Below are 18,166 nucleotides of genomic sequence, written 5' to 3'. Positions count from 1 at the left end.
TGGTAATCTTTGACATGACCGCCTCCCATTAAGGATTGTTGCGATCCCACCTTGGCACAGCGATGCCGTCGGGGGGCGGTTACAGCATCAAAGCCCAACGAATACCCCCGCGCCGGTCTTCCGGAGAGGGCGGGTGGGGTCGCATCAGGCGACACGAAGGCCAACCCATCGGCGGACCCCCACCCCTGCCGGGACCTAGACCCTGGCCTCCGCCCCCGGGCACTTGTGGCGCCGCCTGTCGGCGGCCCCCTGCGATATCAGAAATCCCTTGATAGCCCGCCATAGTATTCAATTATGGTAATAGATTACCCGATCACCCCAACGCCATCTGCGCCAAAAGGATCGCCAGTCCCGCCACCAGGATCGCTCCCGCGATGGCGATGGGACGCACCCACATGTTGAGCGTGGGCGTCACGTCACCACATTTCCCGCAGAGGCGGGCGCCCGGTCGAAGCGCATGACCGCAACTGGGACATCTTACTACTCGGAAGGCCATGGCATCCGAAACCTTTTCCTGACGACACACTCGAAGTCGATCATGCAACTATGACTATCATGATGCATCGCGCATAGGATGGGCGGCACGGCGAATTTGCCCCACCCATCAATTCGCCGGGATCGGCGTGACAAGCAGGCATGACGCACATTTTACGCACAGACACTCTATAGAGAATTCTGTTTGTGGCGCAATTCAGGCAAAAATGGCACGTCGAATCAGATTCAGTGCGGCGACCAGCAACACGAACAGTGTCGCGCGGCGGAACGCCTGCTGATCGATCCGGTCATGCACCAGCCCGCCAAGCCACATCCCCAGAACCGAGGGCGGAATCAGCGCCAGCGACAGCCAGATGGTCGTGGTGTTCAGGACGCCCGACCCGATGTGCGCGACGGTCAGGGCCACCGCGCCCAGGCCGTAGATCACGCCCTGGATCCGCACCTGTTCGCGTTTCTCGGTGTCGAGCGCCGTCAGATAGGCCACCACCGGCGGCCCCCAGACCCCCGAGAGCCCGCCGATGAACCCCGCGACGGCCCCCGTCCCCATCTCGATCTTCGTGCTTGGCCCGTTGGCAAGGTTCGGCTTCCATCCCGCGATCTGCAGCACCGCGAAGATCGCAACCGGCCCGCCGATCAGCGCCAACAGCACCGGCACCGGCATGATCGCGACCAGCTGCGACGAGATCAGCAGCGCCACGAGTCCCACCAGCAGGAAGGCCCGGAACCGCTTGACCGACTCCCAGGCCGCTGCCGGGCCCTGCCGCAGGGCCTGCATGCCGTTGGTGATCAGTGTCGACAGGATCAGGCCCGCCAGCGCTAGGTCCGGCGCCATGAAGGTGCTCAGCCCCGAGATCAGGATCATGGGCATGGCAAAGCCGACCATGCCCTTCACGGTGCCCGCAAGCAGCGCGACCCCCATGGCAATGATCAGGTAAAACGGCGATACGAGCGAAAAGAGACTATCCATGCTCTTGCGATAGCACGCTCCGACGGCGCCTGCCGCAAGAAAACGTTGCGCAACTTTAGAACTTCCAGATACCCTCTTATGTATTTTTGTTGCGCTGCGGGTGCGAAGGCGCTAGACCCCTCGCCAGTGACAGAACGGGAGCTGCCCCATGGCCCATGACGGACAAGACCGCACCCTCGCCGACGAGGCGATCCTGCCCGGCCTGACCGGACTGACCGCCGCCGCGCTCGATCCTGCCGGCGCCATCCTCGAAACCGCGCGCACCCGCGTGCGCGATCAGGTAATTGACGGCGACCGCGTCTCCGCCGCCCTTGTCGAGGCCCGCCAGACCGCCACCCACGGCCTCGCCTGGCTTGCCACCTACGTGGAATCCCTGCGCCAGATGCAGGGCTGGGCCGAAAGGCTCGAGGCCGAGGGCTGCTTCGGCGAGGTCGAACAGCTCCTGCTGCAGATCGCCTTCGGCGAATACCTCTGGCAGATCTACGGCGGCATCCAGATGAACCAGGGCGAGGTGGTCCGCCTGCAGGACCTCGGCCTCTCGCAGGACGAAATGCGCGACCTCATGACCCCCGAGGTCACGACCCTCTGCGAGCGCGGCAACACGCAGGAGGCCCGCCTCCGCCTCGTCGCCCTCATGCAGGAACGCAGCGCCGAGACCACCGTGGGCCGCACCGGCCTCGGCGAAGAGCTCGACATGATCCGAGACCAGTTTCGCCGCTACGCCGCCGACCGGATCGAACCCCACGCCCACGACTGGCACCTCAAGGACGAGCTCATCCCCATGGAGGTGATCGAGGAACTCTCCGAGATGGGCGTCTTCGGCCTCACCATTCCCGAGGAATACGGCGGCCTCGGCATGCCCAAGGCCTCCATGTGCGTCGTCTCCGAGGAACTCTCGCGCGGCTACATCGGCGTGGGCAGCCTCGGCACCCGCTCCGAGATCGCCGCCGAACTCGTCCTCGCCGGCGGCACCGACGACCAGAAGGCCCACTGGCTGCCCCGGCTGGCCAGCGGCGAGGTGCTGCCCACCGCCGTTTTCACCGAACCCAACACCGGCTCCGACCTTGGCAGCCTGCGCACCAAGGCCCGCAAGGATGATAACGGCGACTGGATCCTCAACGGCAACAAGACCTGGATCACCCACGCCGCCCGCACCCACGTGATGACCGTGCTCGCCCGCAGCGTCGAAGGTACCGACAACTACAAGGGCCTGTCGATGTTCCTCGCCGAAAAGACCCCCGGCACCGACGAGAAACCCTTCGTCGATCCCGGCATCTCGGGCGGCGAGATCGAGGTGCTCGGCTACCGCGGCATGAAGGAATACACCGTCAACTTCGACGACTTCCGCGTGAAGGGCGGGAACCTGCTGGGACAGGAAGAGGGCCACGGCTTCAAGCAACTCATGGAAACCTTCGAGAGCGCCCGCATCCAGACAGCCGCCCGCGCGATCGGCGTCGGCCAGTCCGCGCTCGACGTCTCCATGCGCTACGCCCAGGACCGCAAGCAGTTCGGCAAGCCGCTCATCGCCTTCCCCCGCGTGGCAAGCAAGCTTGCCATGATGGCGGTCGAACTCATGGTCGCACGCCAGCTCACCTACCACTCCGCGTCGGAAAAGGACGCCGGCCGCCGCTGCGATCTCGAGGCCGGCATGGCCAAGCTGCTCGGCGCCCGCGTGGCCTGGGCCGCCGCCGACAACGGGCTGCAGATCCACGGCGGCAACGGCTTCGCGCTGGAATACACGATCTCGCGGATCCTCTGCGACGCCCGCATCCTCAACATCTTCGAAGGTGCAGCAGAGATCCAGGCACAGGTGATTGCCCGCAGGCTGCTCGGCTGATCTGATCCGGATCAAGGCACCCGGCCGCCCGACATGCTCTTGCGATGCAGAACACATCGCAGGAGGGAAATATGTCCTACACCGAGAAACTCGCCACCACCCGCCAGAACCTGCGCGGGCTGCGCAAGGCCATCCCCGAAACCTTCGCGGGCTTCGTGCAGATGGAACAGGCCGCCAGCGCCGAGGGCGCCCTGACCCACAAGCAGAAGGAACTCCTCTGCCTCGGTATCGCCGTCGCCCTGCGCTGCGAGGACTGCATCCTGTCGCACGTGGGCGCCCTCCTCCGCGCCGGCGGCACGCGCGAGGAACTTTCCGAGGCGCTCGGCACCGCCGTGCAGATGTCCGGCGGCCCGGGCCTCATGTATGCCGCCAAGGCGCTCGCCGCCTGGGACGAGTTGGCCGCCTGACGGCCCCAAGCGCGCGCCCCACGCTTCTTTTCGCCGAAAATACCTCGGGGGAGTCCCGTCAGGGACGGGGGCAGAGCCCCCCCCACGCGCCGGTCCGCCAGGACCGGCGCCTCGGACAAAGCCACCACCAAGGGGCGGCCCGGGAAACCTCAGCCGCGCAGCACGCCGCCGGTGGCCTTGCCGACCTTCTCGACGATCTTGGCGCCCACCGCCTCGATGTCCTTCTCGGTCAGCGTCTTCTCGGTGGGCTGCATCCGCACGGTGATCGCCAGCGACTTGCGCCCCTCGCCAAGGCTGCCGCCGACGAACTCGTCGAAGACACGGACCTCCTCGATCAGCGCCTTGTCGGCCCCGGCCGCGGCATTCACCACGTCGAGCGCCTGCACGTCGCCGTCTACGACAAAGGCGAAATCCCGCTCCACCGGCTGCAGGTCGTTGAGCCGCAGCGCAGGCCGCGTCGACCCGCTCTTGCGCGGCATCGGGATCTCGGCGGGCCAGAGGGTGAAGCCCACGGCAGGCCCCTTCACGTCCATCTGCTGCAGCACCTTGGGGTGCAGCTCGCCGAAGACGCCCAGCACCTTCTTGGGGCCAAGGCAGATCAGCCCGTGCCGCCCGGGGTGCCACCACTCGCGCGCGCCGCGCAGGATCTGCACCTTGGCGGGCGCGCCCATGGCCGCCAGCAGCGCCTCGGCATCGGCCTTCACGTCGAAGACATCCACCGGGCGTCGTTCGCCGTGCACGTCGCGCGGCCCCGAATGCCCGACCAGCAGGCCCGACAGCTGCAGATGCTGTTCGCCCGGCTCGCCACCGTGGAAGGCCGCGCCCAGCTCGAACAGCGCCAGGTCGGCAAAGCCCCGCGCCTGGTTGCGCGCCGCCGCCTGCAACAGCCCCGGCAGCAGCGCCGGGCGCATGTGGCTCATCTCGCTGCTGATCGGGTTGGCCAGCATCGTGGCCGCGTCGCCCCCGCCGAACAGCTTGGCCGAGGCCTCGTCGATGAAGCTGTAGGTCACGCATTCGTTGTAGCCCAGCGCCGCCGCGGTACGCCGCGCCGCCTGCTCGCGTTTCTGCAGCGGCGACAGCACCGGCTTCGGCACGCCGCTCTGCGGACGCCGCATCGGCACGCCCTGCAGCTTGGTGAGCGAGGCCACCCGCGCGACCTCTTCCACGAGATCCGCTTCACCGGTGACATCCGGCCGCCACGAGGGCACCTGCGCCATGTCACCGTCGAGCACGAAGCCCAGCGCCTCTAGCGTGGCGCGCTGCTCGGCCTCGGGGATCTCCATACCCACGAGCGAGATCACCCGCGCCGGGTCCAGCTTGTAGGCGCGTGCCACCTCGGGCTCCGCGCCCGCCTTCACCACCTCGGAGGCCTCGCCGCCCGCGACATCGAGGATCATCCGCGTCGCCGCCTCGATCCCCTGCGCCGCCGACATGGGGTCGATGCCCCGCTCGAAACGGTAACGCGCGTCGGAATTGATCTTCAGCGCGCGGCCCGTGTAGGCGGTGCGCACCTTGTCGAAATAGGCCGCCTCGAGGAAGACGTCCGTGGTCTCGTCCGACACGCCCGTGGGCTCGCCGCCCATGACGCCGCCAAGGCTCTCGACGCCCGCGTCGTCGGAGATGACGATCATCCCCGGCTCCATGGTGTAGGTCCGTTCGTCCAGCGCCTCCAGCACCTCGCCGCCCTTGGCCGCGTGCACGCGCAGGTTGCCCTGCACCTTACCCGCGTCGAAGACGTGCAGCGGGCGGTTGCGGTCGAAGGTGAAGAAGTTGGTCACGTCCACGAGGAACGAGATCGGCCGCAGCCCGATGGCCTTCAGCCGGTCCTGCAGCCACTGCGGCGACGGCCCGTTCTTCACGCCCCGGATCACGCGCCCGTAGAAGACCGGGCAGCCCTCGCGCGCATCCTCGTCGATACTCACCGTCACGGGCGCGGCAAAGGCGCCCTCGACCGTCACGTCCGCGATGGGCTTCAGCGTGCCGAGCCCCCGCGCGGCCAGATCGCGCGCAATGCCATGCACGCCCAGCGCGTCGGGGCGGTTGGGGGTGATGGCGATCTCGATTACCGGGTCGACCTTGGCGGGATCGTTCTGCGCCAGCCAGTCGGCAAAGCTCTGGCCGACCTCGCCCGAGGGCAGCTCGATGATGCCGTCATGCTCCTCGGAAAGCTCCATCTCGCGTTCCGAGCACATCATGCCGTGGCTCTCGACGCCGCGGATCTTGCCCACCTGGATGGTCGTGTCGATGCCGGGGACGTAGGTGCCGGGCTTGGCGACGACCACGGTGATGCCCTCGCGCGCGTTCGGGGCGCCGCAGATGATCTGCGTCTCGCCCTCATCGGTCGCGACCCGGCAAACCTTGAGCTTGTCGGCATCGGGGTGCTTCTCGGCGCCCACCACCTTGCCGATGGTAAAGCCCGCAAGCCGCTCGCCCGGGTTCTCGATGCCTTCCACCTCGAGCCCGAGATCGGTCAGCGCCTCGGCGATCTCGTCGACCGTCGCGCTGGTCTCGAGGTGATCCTTCAGCCAGGAGAGGGTGAACTTCATGCCGCGTGCCTCACGTCGAATTCCAAGGTCACGCGGGGGATAGCCCAAAGGCGTGCGGGGGGAAAGGGCCGTGCGCGCCCCGCGGCCACCTCAGTCCTGGTAGCGCTCCGCGAGGTCTTCCATGTCCCCCATCGAGGCCAGCTTCAGCTCCCGCGCAAGCCGCAGCGAGGGCTTCACCATGAACAGCACCGACCCGATCACGAAGCACCAGATCGCCCAGGTCTCGAGGCTCTTCCAGAGGAACAGCACCGACCCCACGGTGAAGAAGAACGCCGCGAAGAAATCGACGATGGTGTAAACCACCTCGAACATCGCGTAGACGCGCCGCGTGTCCTCGTTCCGGGTGCGGTTGCGGTGACTGAATAGCTGCCCCATCGGCGGCCTCCTGTGGCTACGGTTTCACGATCTGCGCTTGGCAAACGCAAAACCCGTCACAGGGTTCACCCGCGCGCGGCATGGACAAGAGCGGTCGAATGCGGAGCCCCAGCGCCAGTCCCGTGAGGCGCCCGAGCCTGCATGGGCGCTTCGAAACGCCTGTGGCAGGCGGTTTATCCCCGAAGCCCCGAAGGACGGTCAAATAACGCGGGACATCGCCAAGGCGCCCTCGCGATGCGAGGCTCGGGCGCGTCACGGGGCTGGTCGCCCCGCGACGGATCAAGGGAGCCGCTGCCCCTCCCGGAAAGTCGAAGACACTCGCGGATCAGGCGACCCAGCGCCGTTACCGGCTCAGGCCACCGTGCAGCGTCGGCATGTCCAGCGCCGAGAAGCCGTAGTGGCGCAGCCAGCGCAGGTCGCTGTCGAAGAAGGCCCGCAGGTCGGGAATCCCGTATTTCAGCATGGCGATCCGGTCGATCCCCATGCCGAAGGCGAAGCCCTGCCATTCGTCCGGGTCCACGCCCGCCGAGCGGAGTACATGCGGGTGCACCATGCCCGAGCCCAGGATCTCCAGCCAGTCGTCACCCTCGCCGACCTTCAGCACGCCGCCTTCCCAGGAACACTGGATGTCGACCTCGGCCGAGGGCTCGGTGAAGGGGAAGTGCGAGGCGCGGAAGCGCAGCTTCACGTCGTCGACCTCGAAATAGGCCTTCACGAACTCTTCCAGCACCCACTTGAGGTTCGCCATCGAGATATCGCGGTCGATGGCCAGCCCTTCAACCTGGTGGAACATGGGCGTGTGCGTCTGGTCATAGTCGGCGCGGTAGACCCGCCCCGGCGCAATCACGCGGATCGGCGCGCCCTGCGCCTCCATCGACCGGATCTGCACCGGCGAGGTATGCGTGCGCAGCACGTGCGGCGGGCGGTCGTCGCCCTCGGCACGGTTCATGTAGAAGGTGTCCATCTCGGCGCGCGCCGGGTGGTGGCCGGGGATGTTCAGCGCGTCGAAGTTGTACCAGTCGCTGTCGATCTGCGGCCCCTCGGCGACGGCAAAGCCCATGTCGGCGAAGATCGCCGTCAGCTCGTCCATGACCTGGCTGATCGGGTGGATGGTGCCCAGGCGGCGGTTCCGCGCGGGCAGCGTCACGTCCAGCCACTCGCCCTTCAGACGCTCGTCCAGCGCCGCGTCGGCCAGCGCCGCCTTGCGGGCGCTCAGCGCGGCGTTGATCTCGTCCTTGAGCGCGTTCAGCGCGGGACCGGCGGTCTTGCGCTCTTCGGGCGTCATCTTGCCCAGCTCGCGCATCTTCAGGCTGACTTCGCCCTTCTTGCCCAGCGCGCCGACGCGCACCTCTTCAAGCGCCGCCTCGTCGGCCGCGTTCGCGATAAGATCAATGTACTTGGCGCGCAGATCGTCCATCCGGTCCTCCGCTGGGCAGTTGCGCAGTCCACTACCCTGCCCCCGCACGTGGTGCAAGACGCCCCCCTTGCGGCCCTGCCCCGCCGCGCGCAGGATACCCCGGAAAAGGAGGACCACCCATGCTGCCCATCGACGCCGACCGCTTTCTCAGCGACCTGCACGAGCTGCGCGCCATCGGCGCCTCGGGCGTCGGCAAGGGCGTCGTCCGCCCCGCCTACACCCCCGACGACATCGCCGCCCGCGACTGGCTTTACCGGAAATTCGAAGAGGCGGGCCTGACGCCCCATATCGACCACATGGGCTCGGTCTTCGGCCTGGCCGAGGGCCCCTCCATCCTCATGGGCTCGCACAGCGACACCCAACCCGAGGGCGGCTGGCTCGACGGGGCGCTCGGCGTCATCGCAGCGCTCGAGGTGGCCCGCGCCGCGAAAGAGGCCGGCGGCCCGGCGGTCTCCGTCGTCAGCTTCCAGGACGAGGAGGGCCGCTTCGGCGTCACCACCGGCTCCTCCGTCTGGTGCGGCCTGCAGGAGGCCGAACAGGCCGCCCACCTCACCGACATCAACGGCATGACGCTGGAGGAGGCCCGCAGCGCCATGGAGGACCGGCTCGGCGATCCCGTCGACCCCGGTCGCTTCACCGCTTTCATCGAGATGCACATCGAACAGGGCCCCGTGCTCGACACCGAGGGCGAGGTCGCAGGCGTGGTCGAGGCCATCGTCGGCATCCGCGACATGGAAATCGTGCTCGAGGGCGAACAGAACCACGCCGGCACCACGCCCATGCACCTGCGCCGCGACGCCTTCCAGGCGCTCTCGGACTTCAACACGCAGCTCAACGACCGCCTGCGCAACGTGGTGACGCCCCAGACCGTCTGGACCATCGGCCACGTCGCCCTGCATCCCGACGCGCATTCCGTGGTGCCGGGACGCGCGACCTTCTCCATGCAGTGGCGCGACGGCGACAAGGACCGGCTCGACCGCATGGAAAGCATCATCCGCGAAACCGTGCAGGAGATCGCAACCGCCCGCGGCATGTCCGTGGTCTTCGGCCCCATGCTCGGGCTCGATCCCGTCGCCATGGACCCGGGCCTGCGCGAAACGCTGGCCCGCGCTGCCGAGGCCGAGGCGCCAGGCCGCTGGCGTCACATGCCCTCGGGCGCCCTACACGACGCGTCGAACATGGCCCGCCTCATGCCCGCGGCCATGCTCTTCACCCCCTCCATCGGCGGGCTCAGCCATACTTTCTCCGAGGATACTGACGAGGAAGACCTCACCGCCTGTCTGCGGGTTCTTGCCCGCGCCGTCGCCGACCTCGGATAGGCGGGAACGCCCGCCATGGCACCGGGGTTCTTTCGCCACACGAAGCGGAAGGAAGCCGCCATGGCAGAGCTGGAAACCACATCCGAACGCGCCCTCGGCGCCCCCGAAACCCGCCCTGCGGCCCTCGCCGCGCTGCAGGACGCGCTCTCGCGCTCCATCGACGCGCAGGCCGCCTACGACGTGATGGTCGACCATGCCGGCCCGGATTGCCGTCCGCTGGCGCAGAAGTTTCGCGCCACCCATGCCGAACACGCCCAGCGGCTCGGCGCGATGGTCACCGCCTACGGCGGCACGCCGCACAGCGAGGCGGGCCTCATCGCCACCCTCAACCAGGCGATGCTCTCGCTGCGCGCCCTCTTCGACGAGATTGGCGAAGATGCCTTCGACAGCGTTCCCGAATCCGAGGGCCGCGTGATACGCTCTCTCGACGAGGCGATGACCGACGTCCCCGAGGCACGGGACCGCGAGGAACTCGCCCAGATGCGCGGCGAACTCGAAACCCTGCTGGCCGAGGCCGAAGCCCCTGCCGTTTAGGCCTTGCAGGGCTTGCAAGCAGCTCCGTTCCTCTCTATAGGGGCGCCTTCAAACCGCGCGGCCGGCCCAGAGGGTATGCCGAGTCGCGCGCGGAAGAAGGAGACCGAAATGCCCAAGATGAAGACCAAGTCGAGCGCCAAGAAGCGCTTCAAGGTCAGCGCAAGCGGGAAAGTCATCTCCGCTCAGGCCGGCAAGCAGCACGGCATGATCAAGCGCACCAACAAGTTCATCCGCAAGGCGCGTGGCACCACCACGCTCAGCAAGCCCGACGCCAAGATCGTCAAGGGCTTCATGCCCTACGACCGCTGAGAAGGAGGCTAGACAATGTCCCGAGTCAAAGGCGGAACCGTCACTCACGCGCGCCACAAGAAGGTCACGAAGGCAGCGAAAGGCTACTACGGCCGTCGCAAGAACACCTTCAAGGTCGCCCGCCAGGCGGTCGACAAGGCCAACCAGTACACCACGCGCGACCGCAGAAACCGCAAGCGCAATTTCCGCGCGCTGTGGATCCAGCGGATCAACGCAGCCGTGCGCGCGCATGACGAGACGCTCACCTATTCCCGCTTCATCAACGGCCTGACGCTGGCCGGCATCGAAGTGGACCGCAAGGTGCTGGCCGATCTCGCCGTGCACGAACCGGCAGCCTTCAACGCCATCGTCGACCAGGCGAAGGGCGCGCTGCCCGCGTAAGACACCAGCCGGTGTCCCGGAATTTCGAAAGCCGCCCCTCGGGGCGGCTTTCTTCGTTCAGACGGTCGCTCAGGCCGTCGCGGCGCTCAGCCCCTGGTCGAGATCTGCGATGATGTCCTGCACGTCCTCGATCCCGATCGAGATCCGCACGAGGTTCGGCGCAGCACCCGCCTTGACCTGCTGGTCCTCCTCAAGCTGCCGGTGCGTAGTCGAGGCCGGGTGGATGATCAGGCTGCGCGTATCCCCGAGGTTCGCCACGTGGCTGAAGAGCTTCAGGCTCTCGACCAGCTTCACGCAGGCGTCGTAGCCGCCCTTCACGCCCACGGTAAACAGTGCGCCCGCGCCCTTTGGCACGATCCGCTCGGCCCGCTCGCGGTAGGGCGACGAGGGCAGACCGGCATAGGTCACGCTGTCGATCCGCGCGTCCTTTTCCAGCCACTCCGCCACCACGCGCGCGTTCTTCACGTGGCGCTCCATCCGAAGGCCCAGCGTCTCGATCCCCATCAGCGTGTAATGCGCACCCTGCGGGTTCATCGTCATGCCCAGATCGCGCAGCCCGATGGCGATGGAATGGAAGGTAAAGGCCATCGGCCCCAACCCCGCGAAGGTCAGTCCGTGGTAGGCCGGCTCGGGCTGCGACAACGACGGGAACTTGTCCGAGGCCGACCAGTCGAACTTGCCCGAATCCACAACAACACCGCCCGTGACCGTGCCGTTGCCGGTGAGGTACTTGGTCGCCGAATGCACCACCAGCGTCGCGCCATGGTCGATCGGCCGGCAGAGCCAGGGGGTCGCCGTGGTGTTGTCCACGATCAGCGGAATGCCCGCGCGGTCCGCGATCGCTGCCATGGCGTCTAGGTCCGTCACGTAGCCGCCCGGGTTGGCGATGGTCTCGCAGAACAGCGCCCGGGTGTTCTCGTCGATGGCCGCCTCCACCGCGTCGAGGTCATCGGTGTCGACGAACTTCGCCTCCCAGCCGAAGCGCCGGATCGTGTGGCTGAACTGCGTGATCGTCCCGCCATAGAGCCGCGAGGACGACACCACGTTGCAGCCGGGCCCCATCAAGGGGAACAGCGCCATGATCTGCGCCGCGTGGCCCGACGAACAGGCGATGCCGCCCGCCGCGCCTTCCAGCGCCGCCACCCGGTTGGCCAGCGCCGCCACCGTGGGGTTCGTCAGCCGCGAGTAGATGAACCCCACTTCCTCGAGGTTGAACAGCCGCGCCGCGTGGTCGGCATCGCGGAAGACGTAGGACGTCGTCTGGTAGATCGGCACCTGCCGCGCGCCGGTGGCCGGGTCCGGATCGGCCCCCGCATGCACGGCCAGCGTGTCAAAGCCCAGGTGTGAGTCGCTCATGGATCGTATCCTCCCTGCTATCTGGGCGGCACGGTAGGCGAGCGGCTTCCCGAGGGGAAGGCGTCACTGCGCCCCTCCCAGCCACGCAAAGGGGCGGACCTTGTCGGCCCGCCCCTTCAGCTTTGAGACTGGTCGTGGCGCTCAGCCTTCGCCGCCGGGCCCGATCATGAAGCAGCTCACGTTGCGCGCCTGCAGCTTGCGACAGGCCAGGTCCGCGGTCTCGCGCGACAGCCCGAGGAAGTTCGCGTCGAACCCGCTCGATCCGCGCACGACCTTGCGCAGCGCCCCGTCCAGCGTCGACAGCTCCGACAGATGCGTCTCGAGCAGGACCTTCTCGGCGGCAAAGCGGCTGGGATAGCGGCCGACGTTGATGCCCCACTGGCGCCCGCCCGACGTCGAAACCCTTGTGATCACCTCGGCCTCGCGGGCCGGTGTCGGCTCGGCGGCAGCGATTTCCACCGCCGCGCTGCGGCGCATCGGCCGGACCGAGGCCGCAAGGACCTGCGCGGCATCCTCGGGCTCTGGCTCGGCCGATCCCTGCGCCGTCTCGCCGGCCGCCGAGGCGACCTCGGCCACCACCGCCTCGATGTCGGCGGCCACTTCCGCGACCATGGCGGGCGGTGCGGCGGGTTCCGGTGTGTTCGGCAACGGCCGGCCCATGGGCCTCAGGCTGCGTTCCACCGCGGCGCTGCCCTGGCGGATCGCCTTGGCCGTTCGGCCCGGAGCGGGCTCGGAATTGTGCGCCACCAGCACCGCACCCATCTTGCCCATGTAGGGCGGTTTCTCGGGCGGGTTCACGGCAACCCGCGTCGGGGACTTGCCGAAGCCCAGGTCCAGCAGTTCCTCGACGCGCGCGTTGCGCGTCGCTGTCGACCGCCCGCCAAAGACCGTCGCGATCACCCGCTCGTTGCCGCGCCGCGCCGATGCGACGAGGTTGAAGCCCGCCGCATTGGTGTAGCCCGTCTTGATGCCGTCGGCGCCGCTGTAACTGCGCAGCAGGCGGCGGTTGGTATGCGCCACCTGGCGCACGCCGGCATCCGCGGTCACGCGCGAGAAGAGGTTATAGTACTGCGGGTAGTCGTAGATGATGTGCCGGCCCAGCACGCTCATGTCCCGCGCCGTGGAAAGGTGCCCCGATTCGGTCAGCCCGTGCGCGTTCTTGAAGGTGGTGTTCGTCATCCCCATGGCCTGGGCGGTGCGGTTCATCCGCCGTGCGAAGGCCGATTCCGACCCCTCGATCGCCTCCCCGATGGCGGTGGCCGCGTCGTTGGCCGATTTCACCGCCGCCGCCCGCACGAGGTAGCGCAGCTTGATCTGCTGCCCCGCCCTGAGCCCCAGCTTCGACGGGGGCTCCGATGCCGCCGCCCGCGAAATCGTCACCATGGTGTCCATGGAAAGCTCGCCGTTCTGGACCGCCTCGAAGGCGATGTAGAGCGTCATCATCTTGGTAAGCGATGCCGGATGCAGCCGGGTATCCGCATTCTCCGAATGCAGCACCTCGCCGTTCCGGGCGTCCATCACCAACGCCGCATAGGGGGCCGCCTGCGCCACAAGCGGCGCCATTCCGACCATCCAGACAAACGTAATGATAGAAAGGGCTCTCAGGCCCAGCGTCCACTGCCGTCCCATAGGGTTCGCCTTTCACTGCCTCGTGCGCCGATCTTGTGCCGGTCGCCTTCTTGATTATCCGAAAGGCTAGCACGGAGACCACTCAAAGGGAAGCTCGCAATGTCTTGATAATCCCGGCAAATCGTTAACGGAAAAGGCATATGTTGCGCCCCGGGCGACGTGCACCCCCAGACCGGCGATCGTTGCAAAAAAGTCGCGCTCAGCCGATCGACTCAACCAGCGCGGGCAGCGCGCCAAGATCCGGGATCTCGCGATAGCGCGGCGTCTCGGGCACCGCCGCCCGTTCCAGGGCCCATTCGTGTTCGTGCGGGACGAAGACGCCCCAGCTTCCGCTCTCGATCGCGGGCACCACGTCCGATTTCATGGAATTGCCGATCATCATCGCACCCTCCGGCCCGCCGGGGCTGCGCCCGAAGATGTCGGCATAGACCGCCGAGGTCTTGTCCGAAACGATCTCGACCCCGTCGAACAGCTCGCCCAGCCCCGACTGCGCCAGCTTGCGCTCCTGGTGCAGCAGGTCGCCCTTGGTGATGAGCAAGAGGTGATGGCTGTCGGCCACGGCCTCCACCGCCTCGCGCGCATGGGGCAAAAGCTCCAGCGGATGGGCCAGCAGCTCCTGCCCGGCCTCCAGGATCTGTCCCACCACGTGCCCCGGCACGCGGCCCTCGGTGACCTCGACCGCGGTCTCGATCATCGACAGCACGAATCCCTTCACGCCGAATCCGTAGTGGCCGAGATTGCGCCGTTCGGCCTCGAGCAGCCGCGCGTCGAGGTGATCGCGCTCTGCATAATCGGCAAGCAGGGCTGCCACTCTTTCCTGCGTCAGCGCGAAGAATCGCTCGTTGTGCCAGAGCGTGTCGTCCGCATCGAAACCGATTGTCAGAAGTTTTCGTGCCATTCAGGCCACTTCTCCGGGCTTGGTCTTTTCTCGGGGCGTCTGCCGATTATATAACGGCGTCAAGCGAGGAACCGCAAAATCCCGGCGATCCGAGACATGACCCACCTCCAGAAGGCGCAGACTTACATGGCCCAGACACCAGGCGACGGTGATGGCGACAGCGACGCGGACGTTGTGGTCAAGACCCGTCCCAAGACGAAAAGACCGCCGCTCTACAAGGTATTGCTGCTCAACGACGACTACACGCCGATGGAATTCGTCGTGCATGTCCTCGAACGTTTCTTCGGCATGAACCATGCCCAGGCCTTCGAGATCATGCTGACCGTGCACAAGAAGGGTGTCGCCGTGGTCGGCGTCTTCAGCCACGAAATCGCCGAGACCAAGGTCGGCCAGGTCATGGATTTCGCGCGGCGACACCAGCACCCGCTGCAATGCACCATGGAAAAGGAATGACGGCTGCGCTAAGGCCCGCCGCATGTCTTTCGACCGCCTCACGCACGCGCTGACATCGGGACTGACGCTGCCCCACGAGGGCCGCATCCTGCTGTCGGGCGCCCCCGGTGATCTCGACCTTGCCGGTCTCGATCCCGCCCGTTGCGAAATCCTTCAACGTTTCGCCCCCGACCACGACGCATGGACGCGCCGCGGCCTCACCACGCGCGCCGCGCCCGAGGGCCGCTACGCCGCGACCATCGTCTTCCTGCCCCGCGCCCGTGATCGCGCCGAGGCCCGCCTTGCCGAAGCCTGCGCCATCACCGACGATCTCGTCGTGATCGACGGCCAGAAGACCGACGGCATCGAGGCCATGGTCAAAGCGCTGCGCCCGCGCGTCGCGACCGAGGGCGTGGTCTCCAAGGCGCACGGCAAGATGGCCTGGTTCCGCCCCGACCCGGATGCGCTGGCCGACTGGGCCCACGCGCCCCGCCAGCTCGACAGCGGCATGTGGACCGCGCCCGGCATCTTCTCGGCCGACGGCCCCGACCCCGCGTCCGAGGCGCTGGCCGAGGCCCTGCCCCGCAAGCTCGGCGCGACGGTCGTGGACCTTGGCGCCGGCTGGGGCGGCCTTGCCCCCGCCGTGCTCGACCGCGCGGGTGTGGAAAGCCTGCACCTCGTCGAGGCCGACCTCGACGCGCTCGACTGCGCGCGCAAGAACGTCACCGACCCGCGCGCGCAGTTCCACTGGGCCGACGCCACAACCTGGGCGCCCGAGGGCAGCGTGAACACCGTGGTCATGAACCCGCCCTTCCACATCGCCCGCAAGGCCGATCCCGGCCTCGGACAGGCCTTCATCCGGGCAGCGGCGCGGATGCTGACCCCGCAGGGCACGCTTTTTCTGGTGGCAAACCGCCATCTGCCCTACGAATCCACGTTGCAGGACACCTTCGCGGACGTCGACGAGATCGGCGGCAACACGCGTTTCAAGCTCATCACCGCCGCGCGCCCCCGCCGCGCCCGGCGCTAGACGCTCCTTCACAAGGATCCCCCGATGACATTCAGCATCGAAGGCAAGACCGCCATCGTGACCGGCGCCGCCAACGGCGTGGGCCTCGCCATCGCCCGGCGCTTTGCCGACAAGGGCGCCAACGTCATGTTCGCCGACATGGACGAGAAGCGCCTGGTCAAGGAATGCGGCAAGCTGCCCGACGAGGGCAACATGCGCTACTTCGCCGGCGACCTGCGCGAACGGCTCTCCATGGCCAACCTGCTCTCGGCCACGCTCGACGCCTTCGACCGCGTCGACATCCTCGTGAACGGCTCGCGGCAGATGCTGCCTTCCGATCCGCTCGACCTCGACGACGAATCCGTGCCGCAGCTTCTGGACCAGAACCTGACCACCGCCCTGCGGCTCAGCCAGATCGTCGCCAAGCGCATGATCAAGCAGGCCGAGGGCAGCGAAGGCGGGCAGGCCGGCTCCATCGTGAACCTCTCGTCCATCGCCGCGCGCCGCACGCACCCCTCGCTGCTGGGCTACTCGGTCTCCTGCGCGGCGCTCGACCAGATGACCCGCTCGCTCGCCGTCGCCATGGCACCGCACAGGATCCGCGTGAACGCCGTGGCATTCGGATCTGTCATGTCCTCAAGCCTCAAGGAGACGCTCAAGGAACACCGCAGCTACCGCACCGACATCGAAGACCACACGCCCATGGGCCGCATCGCGGCGCCCGCGGAGGTCGCCGAGACCGTGCAGTTCCTCGCCTCCGAGGGCGCGGGGTTCATGACAGGCCAGATCCTGACCGTCGACGGCGGCCGCACGCTGCTCGACCCGGTGGCGGCCCCCGCGCACTGACGCGCGGCGCCACGCCCTTTGGCAGCGTCGGACCGGGGCTCTGCTCCGGACCCCGAGGTATTTTCAGCGAAAAGAAGCAGGGGGCCGGTGCTTCAGCCGTAGCGGGCCCGGCAGGCGGCAAGCCGTTCGGAGGTGCGCTGCACGATGATCTCGCGCCGGGCTTCCATCTGGTCGAGTCTCTCGGGGTCGTCGCCGAGCCCGCTGTCCCGTGCGACGCGGCGTTCCACCACGGCCATTGCAAAGTCGATCTCGTTCAGCGGCGCGCTGGCGCGGGACTGGCAGCGGTCGAGCCCGCCGCTCATCACGCGCGAGCAGCCCCCCAGCGCCAGGATCAGCGCCAATGCCGGCAAGAGCCATGCCTCCTTGCGCATCAAGAGACTCCTCGGTTGCGTGGTGTCCCGTGCTGGAACAGCGCGGTCCGGACTGCTACCCAGCTCCACAAAACACGCAGAAGGGTCCGCCATGCAAGACTTCGCCGACCAGAAAGCCCGCGCTTCGGCCTGGTTCCGCCACCTGCGCGATGAAATCGTCACGGCCTTCGAGGCGCTCGAGGACAGCCACGCCGAGGGACCGCTGGCCGAGGCCGCGCCGGGGCGTTTCGAGGTGAAGCCCACCACGCGCACCGCCGAGGACGGATCGGACGCGGGCGGCGGGCTGATGAGCGTGATGCGCGGCGGCCGCGTCTTCGAGAAGGTCGGTGTCAACGTCTCGGAGGTCTACGGCACGCTTGGAGAGGCGGCGCAGAAATCCATGGCCGCACGCGGCGTGCCGGGCATGGAGGACGACCCCCGCTTCTGGGCCAGCGGCATCAGCCTGGTGGCGCACATGCAGAACCCGCATGCTCCAGCGGTGCACATGAACACCCGCATGTTCTGGACGCCGCACACCTGGTGGTTCGGCGGCGGGTCGGACCTGAACCCCTGCATCGAGTATGCCGAGGACACCGCGCATTTCCACGCCACCCAGAAGGCGCATCTCGACCCGCACGGCGAGGCGCATTACCCCCGCCTCAAGGCCTGGGCGGACGAGTATTTCTACATCCCCCACCGCAAGCGGGCGCGCGGCGTGGGCGGGATCTTCATGGACGATCTCAACAGCGGCGACTGGGAGGTCGACTTCGCGCTCACCCAGGACATCGGCCGCGCCTTCCTGCCCGCCTTCGTGCCGCTGGTGGAAAAGCGCCGGGCGCAGCCCTTCACCGAGGACGACCGCGACACGCAGCTGGTGCACCGCGGCATCTACGCCGAGTACAACCTGGTCTACGACCGGGGCACCAAGTTCGGGCTCGCCACCGGGCACGATCCCGACGCCGTGCTCATGAGCCTGCCGCCGCTGGCCAAGTGGATCTGATCCTCGCGAACCCGTGATCTCCGCGCGCGACGGAACGCGGCACGTGGCTCGTGTCAGTC

The 18,166-nt window shown here is 67.6% G+C and carries 18 protein-coding genes and 1 pseudogene; 10 read left to right on the top strand and 9 right to left on the bottom strand.

The genetic code is table 11. The features are described from left to right. Positions 1-418: 418 nt before the first annotated feature. Together C8N44_RS24180 and C8N44_RS09290 are read right to left on the bottom strand one after the other, a co-directional pair. Positions 419-496: pseudogene (locus C8N44_RS24180) on the bottom strand (zinc ribbon domain-containing protein); the annotation flags it as partial. A gap of 195 nt (positions 497-691) precedes the next feature. After that, entirely contained in the window at positions 692-1,462 is a 771-nt protein-coding gene (locus C8N44_RS09290; RefSeq protein ID WP_107975910.1) for a sulfite exporter TauE/SafE family protein, read from the bottom strand. Positions 1,463-1,610: 148 nt separating this feature from the next. On the opposite strand from C8N44_RS09290, the gene C8N44_RS09285 reads away from it, so the two are divergent. Together C8N44_RS09285 and C8N44_RS09280 are read left to right on the top strand one after the other, a co-directional pair. Continuing rightward, on the top strand, positions 1,611-3,299 hold the full coding sequence (locus C8N44_RS09285) for an acyl-CoA dehydrogenase family protein (protein WP_107975909.1): 1,689 nt from the start codon (positions 1,611-1,613) through the stop codon (positions 3,297-3,299). Between the two features lie 71 nt (positions 3,300-3,370). Continuing rightward, on the top strand, positions 3,371-3,706 hold the full coding sequence (locus C8N44_RS09280) for a carboxymuconolactone decarboxylase family protein (RefSeq protein ID WP_107975908.1): 336 nt from the start codon (positions 3,371-3,373) through the stop codon (positions 3,704-3,706). A gap of 149 nt (positions 3,707-3,855) precedes the next feature. On the opposite strand, the gene pheT is transcribed toward C8N44_RS09280, so the two are convergent. From pheT to pheS, 3 genes are all read right to left on the bottom strand, one after another. Then, complete coding sequence (gene pheT / locus C8N44_RS09275; RefSeq protein WP_107975907.1) at positions 3,856-6,252, bottom strand: phenylalanine--tRNA ligase subunit beta; 2,397 nt, start codon at positions 6,250-6,252, stop codon at positions 3,856-3,858. A gap of 90 nt (positions 6,253-6,342) precedes the next feature. Further along, positions 6,343-6,627, bottom strand: a complete 285-nt coding sequence (locus C8N44_RS09270; protein ID WP_107975906.1) for a YrhK family protein — start codon at positions 6,625-6,627, stop codon at positions 6,343-6,345. Positions 6,628-6,970: 343 nt separating this feature from the next. Beyond that, positions 6,971-8,044 (bottom strand): phenylalanine--tRNA ligase subunit alpha, encoded by a 1,074-nt coding sequence (pheS, locus tag C8N44_RS09265; protein ID WP_107975905.1) that lies wholly within the window; start codon positions 8,042-8,044, stop codon positions 6,971-6,973. A gap of 119 nt (positions 8,045-8,163) precedes the next feature. Between pheS and C8N44_RS09260 the strand changes: the two genes are divergently transcribed. The 4 genes from C8N44_RS09260 (at position 8,164) to rplT (ending at position 10,587) form a co-directional block, all read left to right on the top strand. Then, positions 8,164-9,363 (top strand): hydantoinase/carbamoylase family amidase, encoded by a 1,200-nt coding sequence (locus tag C8N44_RS09260; protein ID WP_107975904.1) that lies wholly within the window; start codon positions 8,164-8,166, stop codon positions 9,361-9,363. 60 nt (positions 9,364-9,423) lie between these two features. Then, a complete protein-coding gene (locus C8N44_RS09255) occupies positions 9,424-9,897 on the top strand; it encodes a DUF2383 domain-containing protein (protein WP_158274028.1) in 474 nt (157 codons plus the stop codon). A 108-nt stretch (positions 9,898-10,005) separates the two neighbouring features. Continuing rightward, positions 10,006-10,206 carry a 50S ribosomal protein L35 gene (gene rpmI, locus C8N44_RS09250; RefSeq protein WP_107975902.1) on the top strand — a complete coding sequence of 67 codons (201 nt, stop codon included), beginning with the start codon at positions 10,006-10,008 and terminating at the stop codon, positions 10,204-10,206. 15 nt (positions 10,207-10,221) lie between these two features. Continuing rightward, positions 10,222-10,587 (top strand): 50S ribosomal protein L20, encoded by a 366-nt coding sequence (rplT, locus tag C8N44_RS09245; protein ID WP_107975901.1) that lies wholly within the window; start codon positions 10,222-10,224, stop codon positions 10,585-10,587. 69 nt (positions 10,588-10,656) lie between these two features. Here rplT and C8N44_RS09240 read toward each other — a convergent pair whose 3' ends face one another. The 3 genes from C8N44_RS09240 to C8N44_RS09230 form a co-directional block, all read right to left on the bottom strand. Further along, entirely contained in the window at positions 10,657-11,943 is a 1,287-nt protein-coding gene (locus C8N44_RS09240; RefSeq protein ID WP_107975900.1) for an O-acetylhomoserine aminocarboxypropyltransferase/cysteine synthase family protein, read from the bottom strand. A 141-nt stretch (positions 11,944-12,084) separates the two neighbouring features. Continuing rightward, positions 12,085-13,515: a D-alanyl-D-alanine carboxypeptidase family protein gene (locus C8N44_RS09235; RefSeq protein ID WP_107975924.1), complete on the bottom strand. Its 1,431-nt coding sequence runs from the start codon at positions 13,513-13,515 to the stop codon at positions 12,085-12,087. A 256-nt stretch (positions 13,516-13,771) separates the two neighbouring features. Then, positions 13,772-14,470 carry an HAD family hydrolase gene (locus C8N44_RS09230; RefSeq protein WP_107975899.1) on the bottom strand — a complete coding sequence of 233 codons (699 nt, stop codon included), beginning with the start codon at positions 14,468-14,470 and terminating at the stop codon, positions 13,772-13,774. Positions 14,471-14,596: 126 nt separating this feature from the next. Here C8N44_RS09230 and clpS point away from each other — a divergent pair, with 126 nt between their 5' ends. Genes clpS through C8N44_RS09215 form a run of 3 tightly spaced genes read left to right on the top strand, consistent with a single transcriptional unit; the run spans position 14,597 to position 16,757 of the window. Continuing rightward, positions 14,597-14,923, top strand: a complete 327-nt coding sequence (clpS, locus tag C8N44_RS09225; RefSeq protein ID WP_188758685.1) for an ATP-dependent Clp protease adapter ClpS — start codon at positions 14,597-14,599, stop codon at positions 14,921-14,923. Between the two features lie 22 nt (positions 14,924-14,945). Beyond that, positions 14,946-15,932 (top strand): class I SAM-dependent methyltransferase, encoded by a 987-nt coding sequence (locus C8N44_RS09220; protein ID WP_107975897.1) that lies wholly within the window; start codon positions 14,946-14,948, stop codon positions 15,930-15,932. Between the two features lie 24 nt (positions 15,933-15,956). Then, entirely contained in the window at positions 15,957-16,757 is an 801-nt protein-coding gene (locus C8N44_RS09215) for an SDR family NAD(P)-dependent oxidoreductase (RefSeq protein WP_107975896.1), read from the top strand. A gap of 92 nt (positions 16,758-16,849) precedes the next feature. Here C8N44_RS09215 and C8N44_RS09210 read toward each other — a convergent pair whose 3' ends face one another. Next, positions 16,850-17,128 (bottom strand): hypothetical protein, encoded by a 279-nt coding sequence (locus C8N44_RS09210; protein ID WP_107975895.1) that lies wholly within the window; start codon positions 17,126-17,128, stop codon positions 16,850-16,852. A gap of 91 nt (positions 17,129-17,219) precedes the next feature. Between C8N44_RS09210 and hemF the strand changes: the two genes are divergently transcribed. Next, positions 17,220-18,107 carry an oxygen-dependent coproporphyrinogen oxidase gene (gene hemF / locus C8N44_RS09205; protein WP_107975894.1) on the top strand — a complete coding sequence of 296 codons (888 nt, stop codon included), beginning with the start codon at positions 17,220-17,222 and terminating at the stop codon, positions 18,105-18,107. The last annotated feature ends 59 nt before the right edge of the window (positions 18,108-18,166 follow it).

Source organism: Allosediminivita pacifica (assembly GCF_003054175.1).
GTDB classification, from domain to species: Bacteria; Pseudomonadota; Alphaproteobacteria; order Rhodobacterales; family Rhodobacteraceae; genus Allosediminivita; species Allosediminivita pacifica.
Note: the sequence above shows the minus strand (reverse complement) of the source record. Positions and strands in the feature narration are given on the sequence as shown.

Bases quoted from the DNA above. Each gene is read 5' to 3' on its own strand.
- C8N44_RS09290 (WP_107975910.1), bottom strand. From the start codon at position 1,462: ATGGATAGTCTCTTTTCGCTCGTATCGCCGTTTTACCTGATCATTGCC.
- C8N44_RS09285 (WP_107975909.1), top strand. From the start codon at position 1,611: ATGGCCCATGACGGACAAGACCGCACCCTCGCCGACGAGGCGATCCTG.
- C8N44_RS09280 (WP_107975908.1), top strand. From the start codon at position 3,371: ATGTCCTACACCGAGAAACTCGCCACCACCCGCCAGAACCTGCGCGGG.
- pheT (WP_107975907.1), bottom strand. From the start codon at position 6,252: ATGAAGTTCACCCTCTCCTGGCTGAAGGATCACCTCGAGACCAGCGCG.
- C8N44_RS09270 (WP_107975906.1), bottom strand. From the start codon at position 6,627: ATGGGGCAGCTATTCAGTCACCGCAACCGCACCCGGAACGAGGACACG.
- pheS (WP_107975905.1), bottom strand. From the start codon at position 8,044: ATGGACGATCTGCGCGCCAAGTACATTGATCTTATCGCGAACGCGGCC.
- C8N44_RS09260 (WP_107975904.1), top strand. From the start codon at position 8,164: ATGCTGCCCATCGACGCCGACCGCTTTCTCAGCGACCTGCACGAGCTG.
- C8N44_RS09255 (WP_158274028.1), top strand. From the start codon at position 9,424: ATGGCAGAGCTGGAAACCACATCCGAACGCGCCCTCGGCGCCCCCGAA.
- rpmI (WP_107975902.1), top strand. From the start codon at position 10,006: ATGCCCAAGATGAAGACCAAGTCGAGCGCCAAGAAGCGCTTCAAGGTC.
- rplT (WP_107975901.1), top strand. From the start codon at position 10,222: ATGTCCCGAGTCAAAGGCGGAACCGTCACTCACGCGCGCCACAAGAAG.
- C8N44_RS09240 (WP_107975900.1), bottom strand. From the start codon at position 11,943: ATGAGCGACTCACACCTGGGCTTTGACACGCTGGCCGTGCATGCGGGG.
- C8N44_RS09235 (WP_107975924.1), bottom strand. From the start codon at position 13,515: ATGGTCGGAATGGCGCCGCTTGTGGCGCAGGCGGCCCCCTATGCGGCG.
- C8N44_RS09230 (WP_107975899.1), bottom strand. From the start codon at position 14,470: ATGGCACGAAAACTTCTGACAATCGGTTTCGATGCGGACGACACGCTC.
- clpS (WP_188758685.1), top strand. From the start codon at position 14,597: ATGGCCCAGACACCAGGCGACGGTGATGGCGACAGCGACGCGGACGTT.
- C8N44_RS09220 (WP_107975897.1), top strand. From the start codon at position 14,946: ATGTCTTTCGACCGCCTCACGCACGCGCTGACATCGGGACTGACGCTG.
- C8N44_RS09215 (WP_107975896.1), top strand. From the start codon at position 15,957: ATGACATTCAGCATCGAAGGCAAGACCGCCATCGTGACCGGCGCCGCC.
- C8N44_RS09210 (WP_107975895.1), bottom strand. From the start codon at position 17,128: ATGCGCAAGGAGGCATGGCTCTTGCCGGCATTGGCGCTGATCCTGGCG.
- hemF (WP_107975894.1), top strand. From the start codon at position 17,220: ATGCAAGACTTCGCCGACCAGAAAGCCCGCGCTTCGGCCTGGTTCCGC.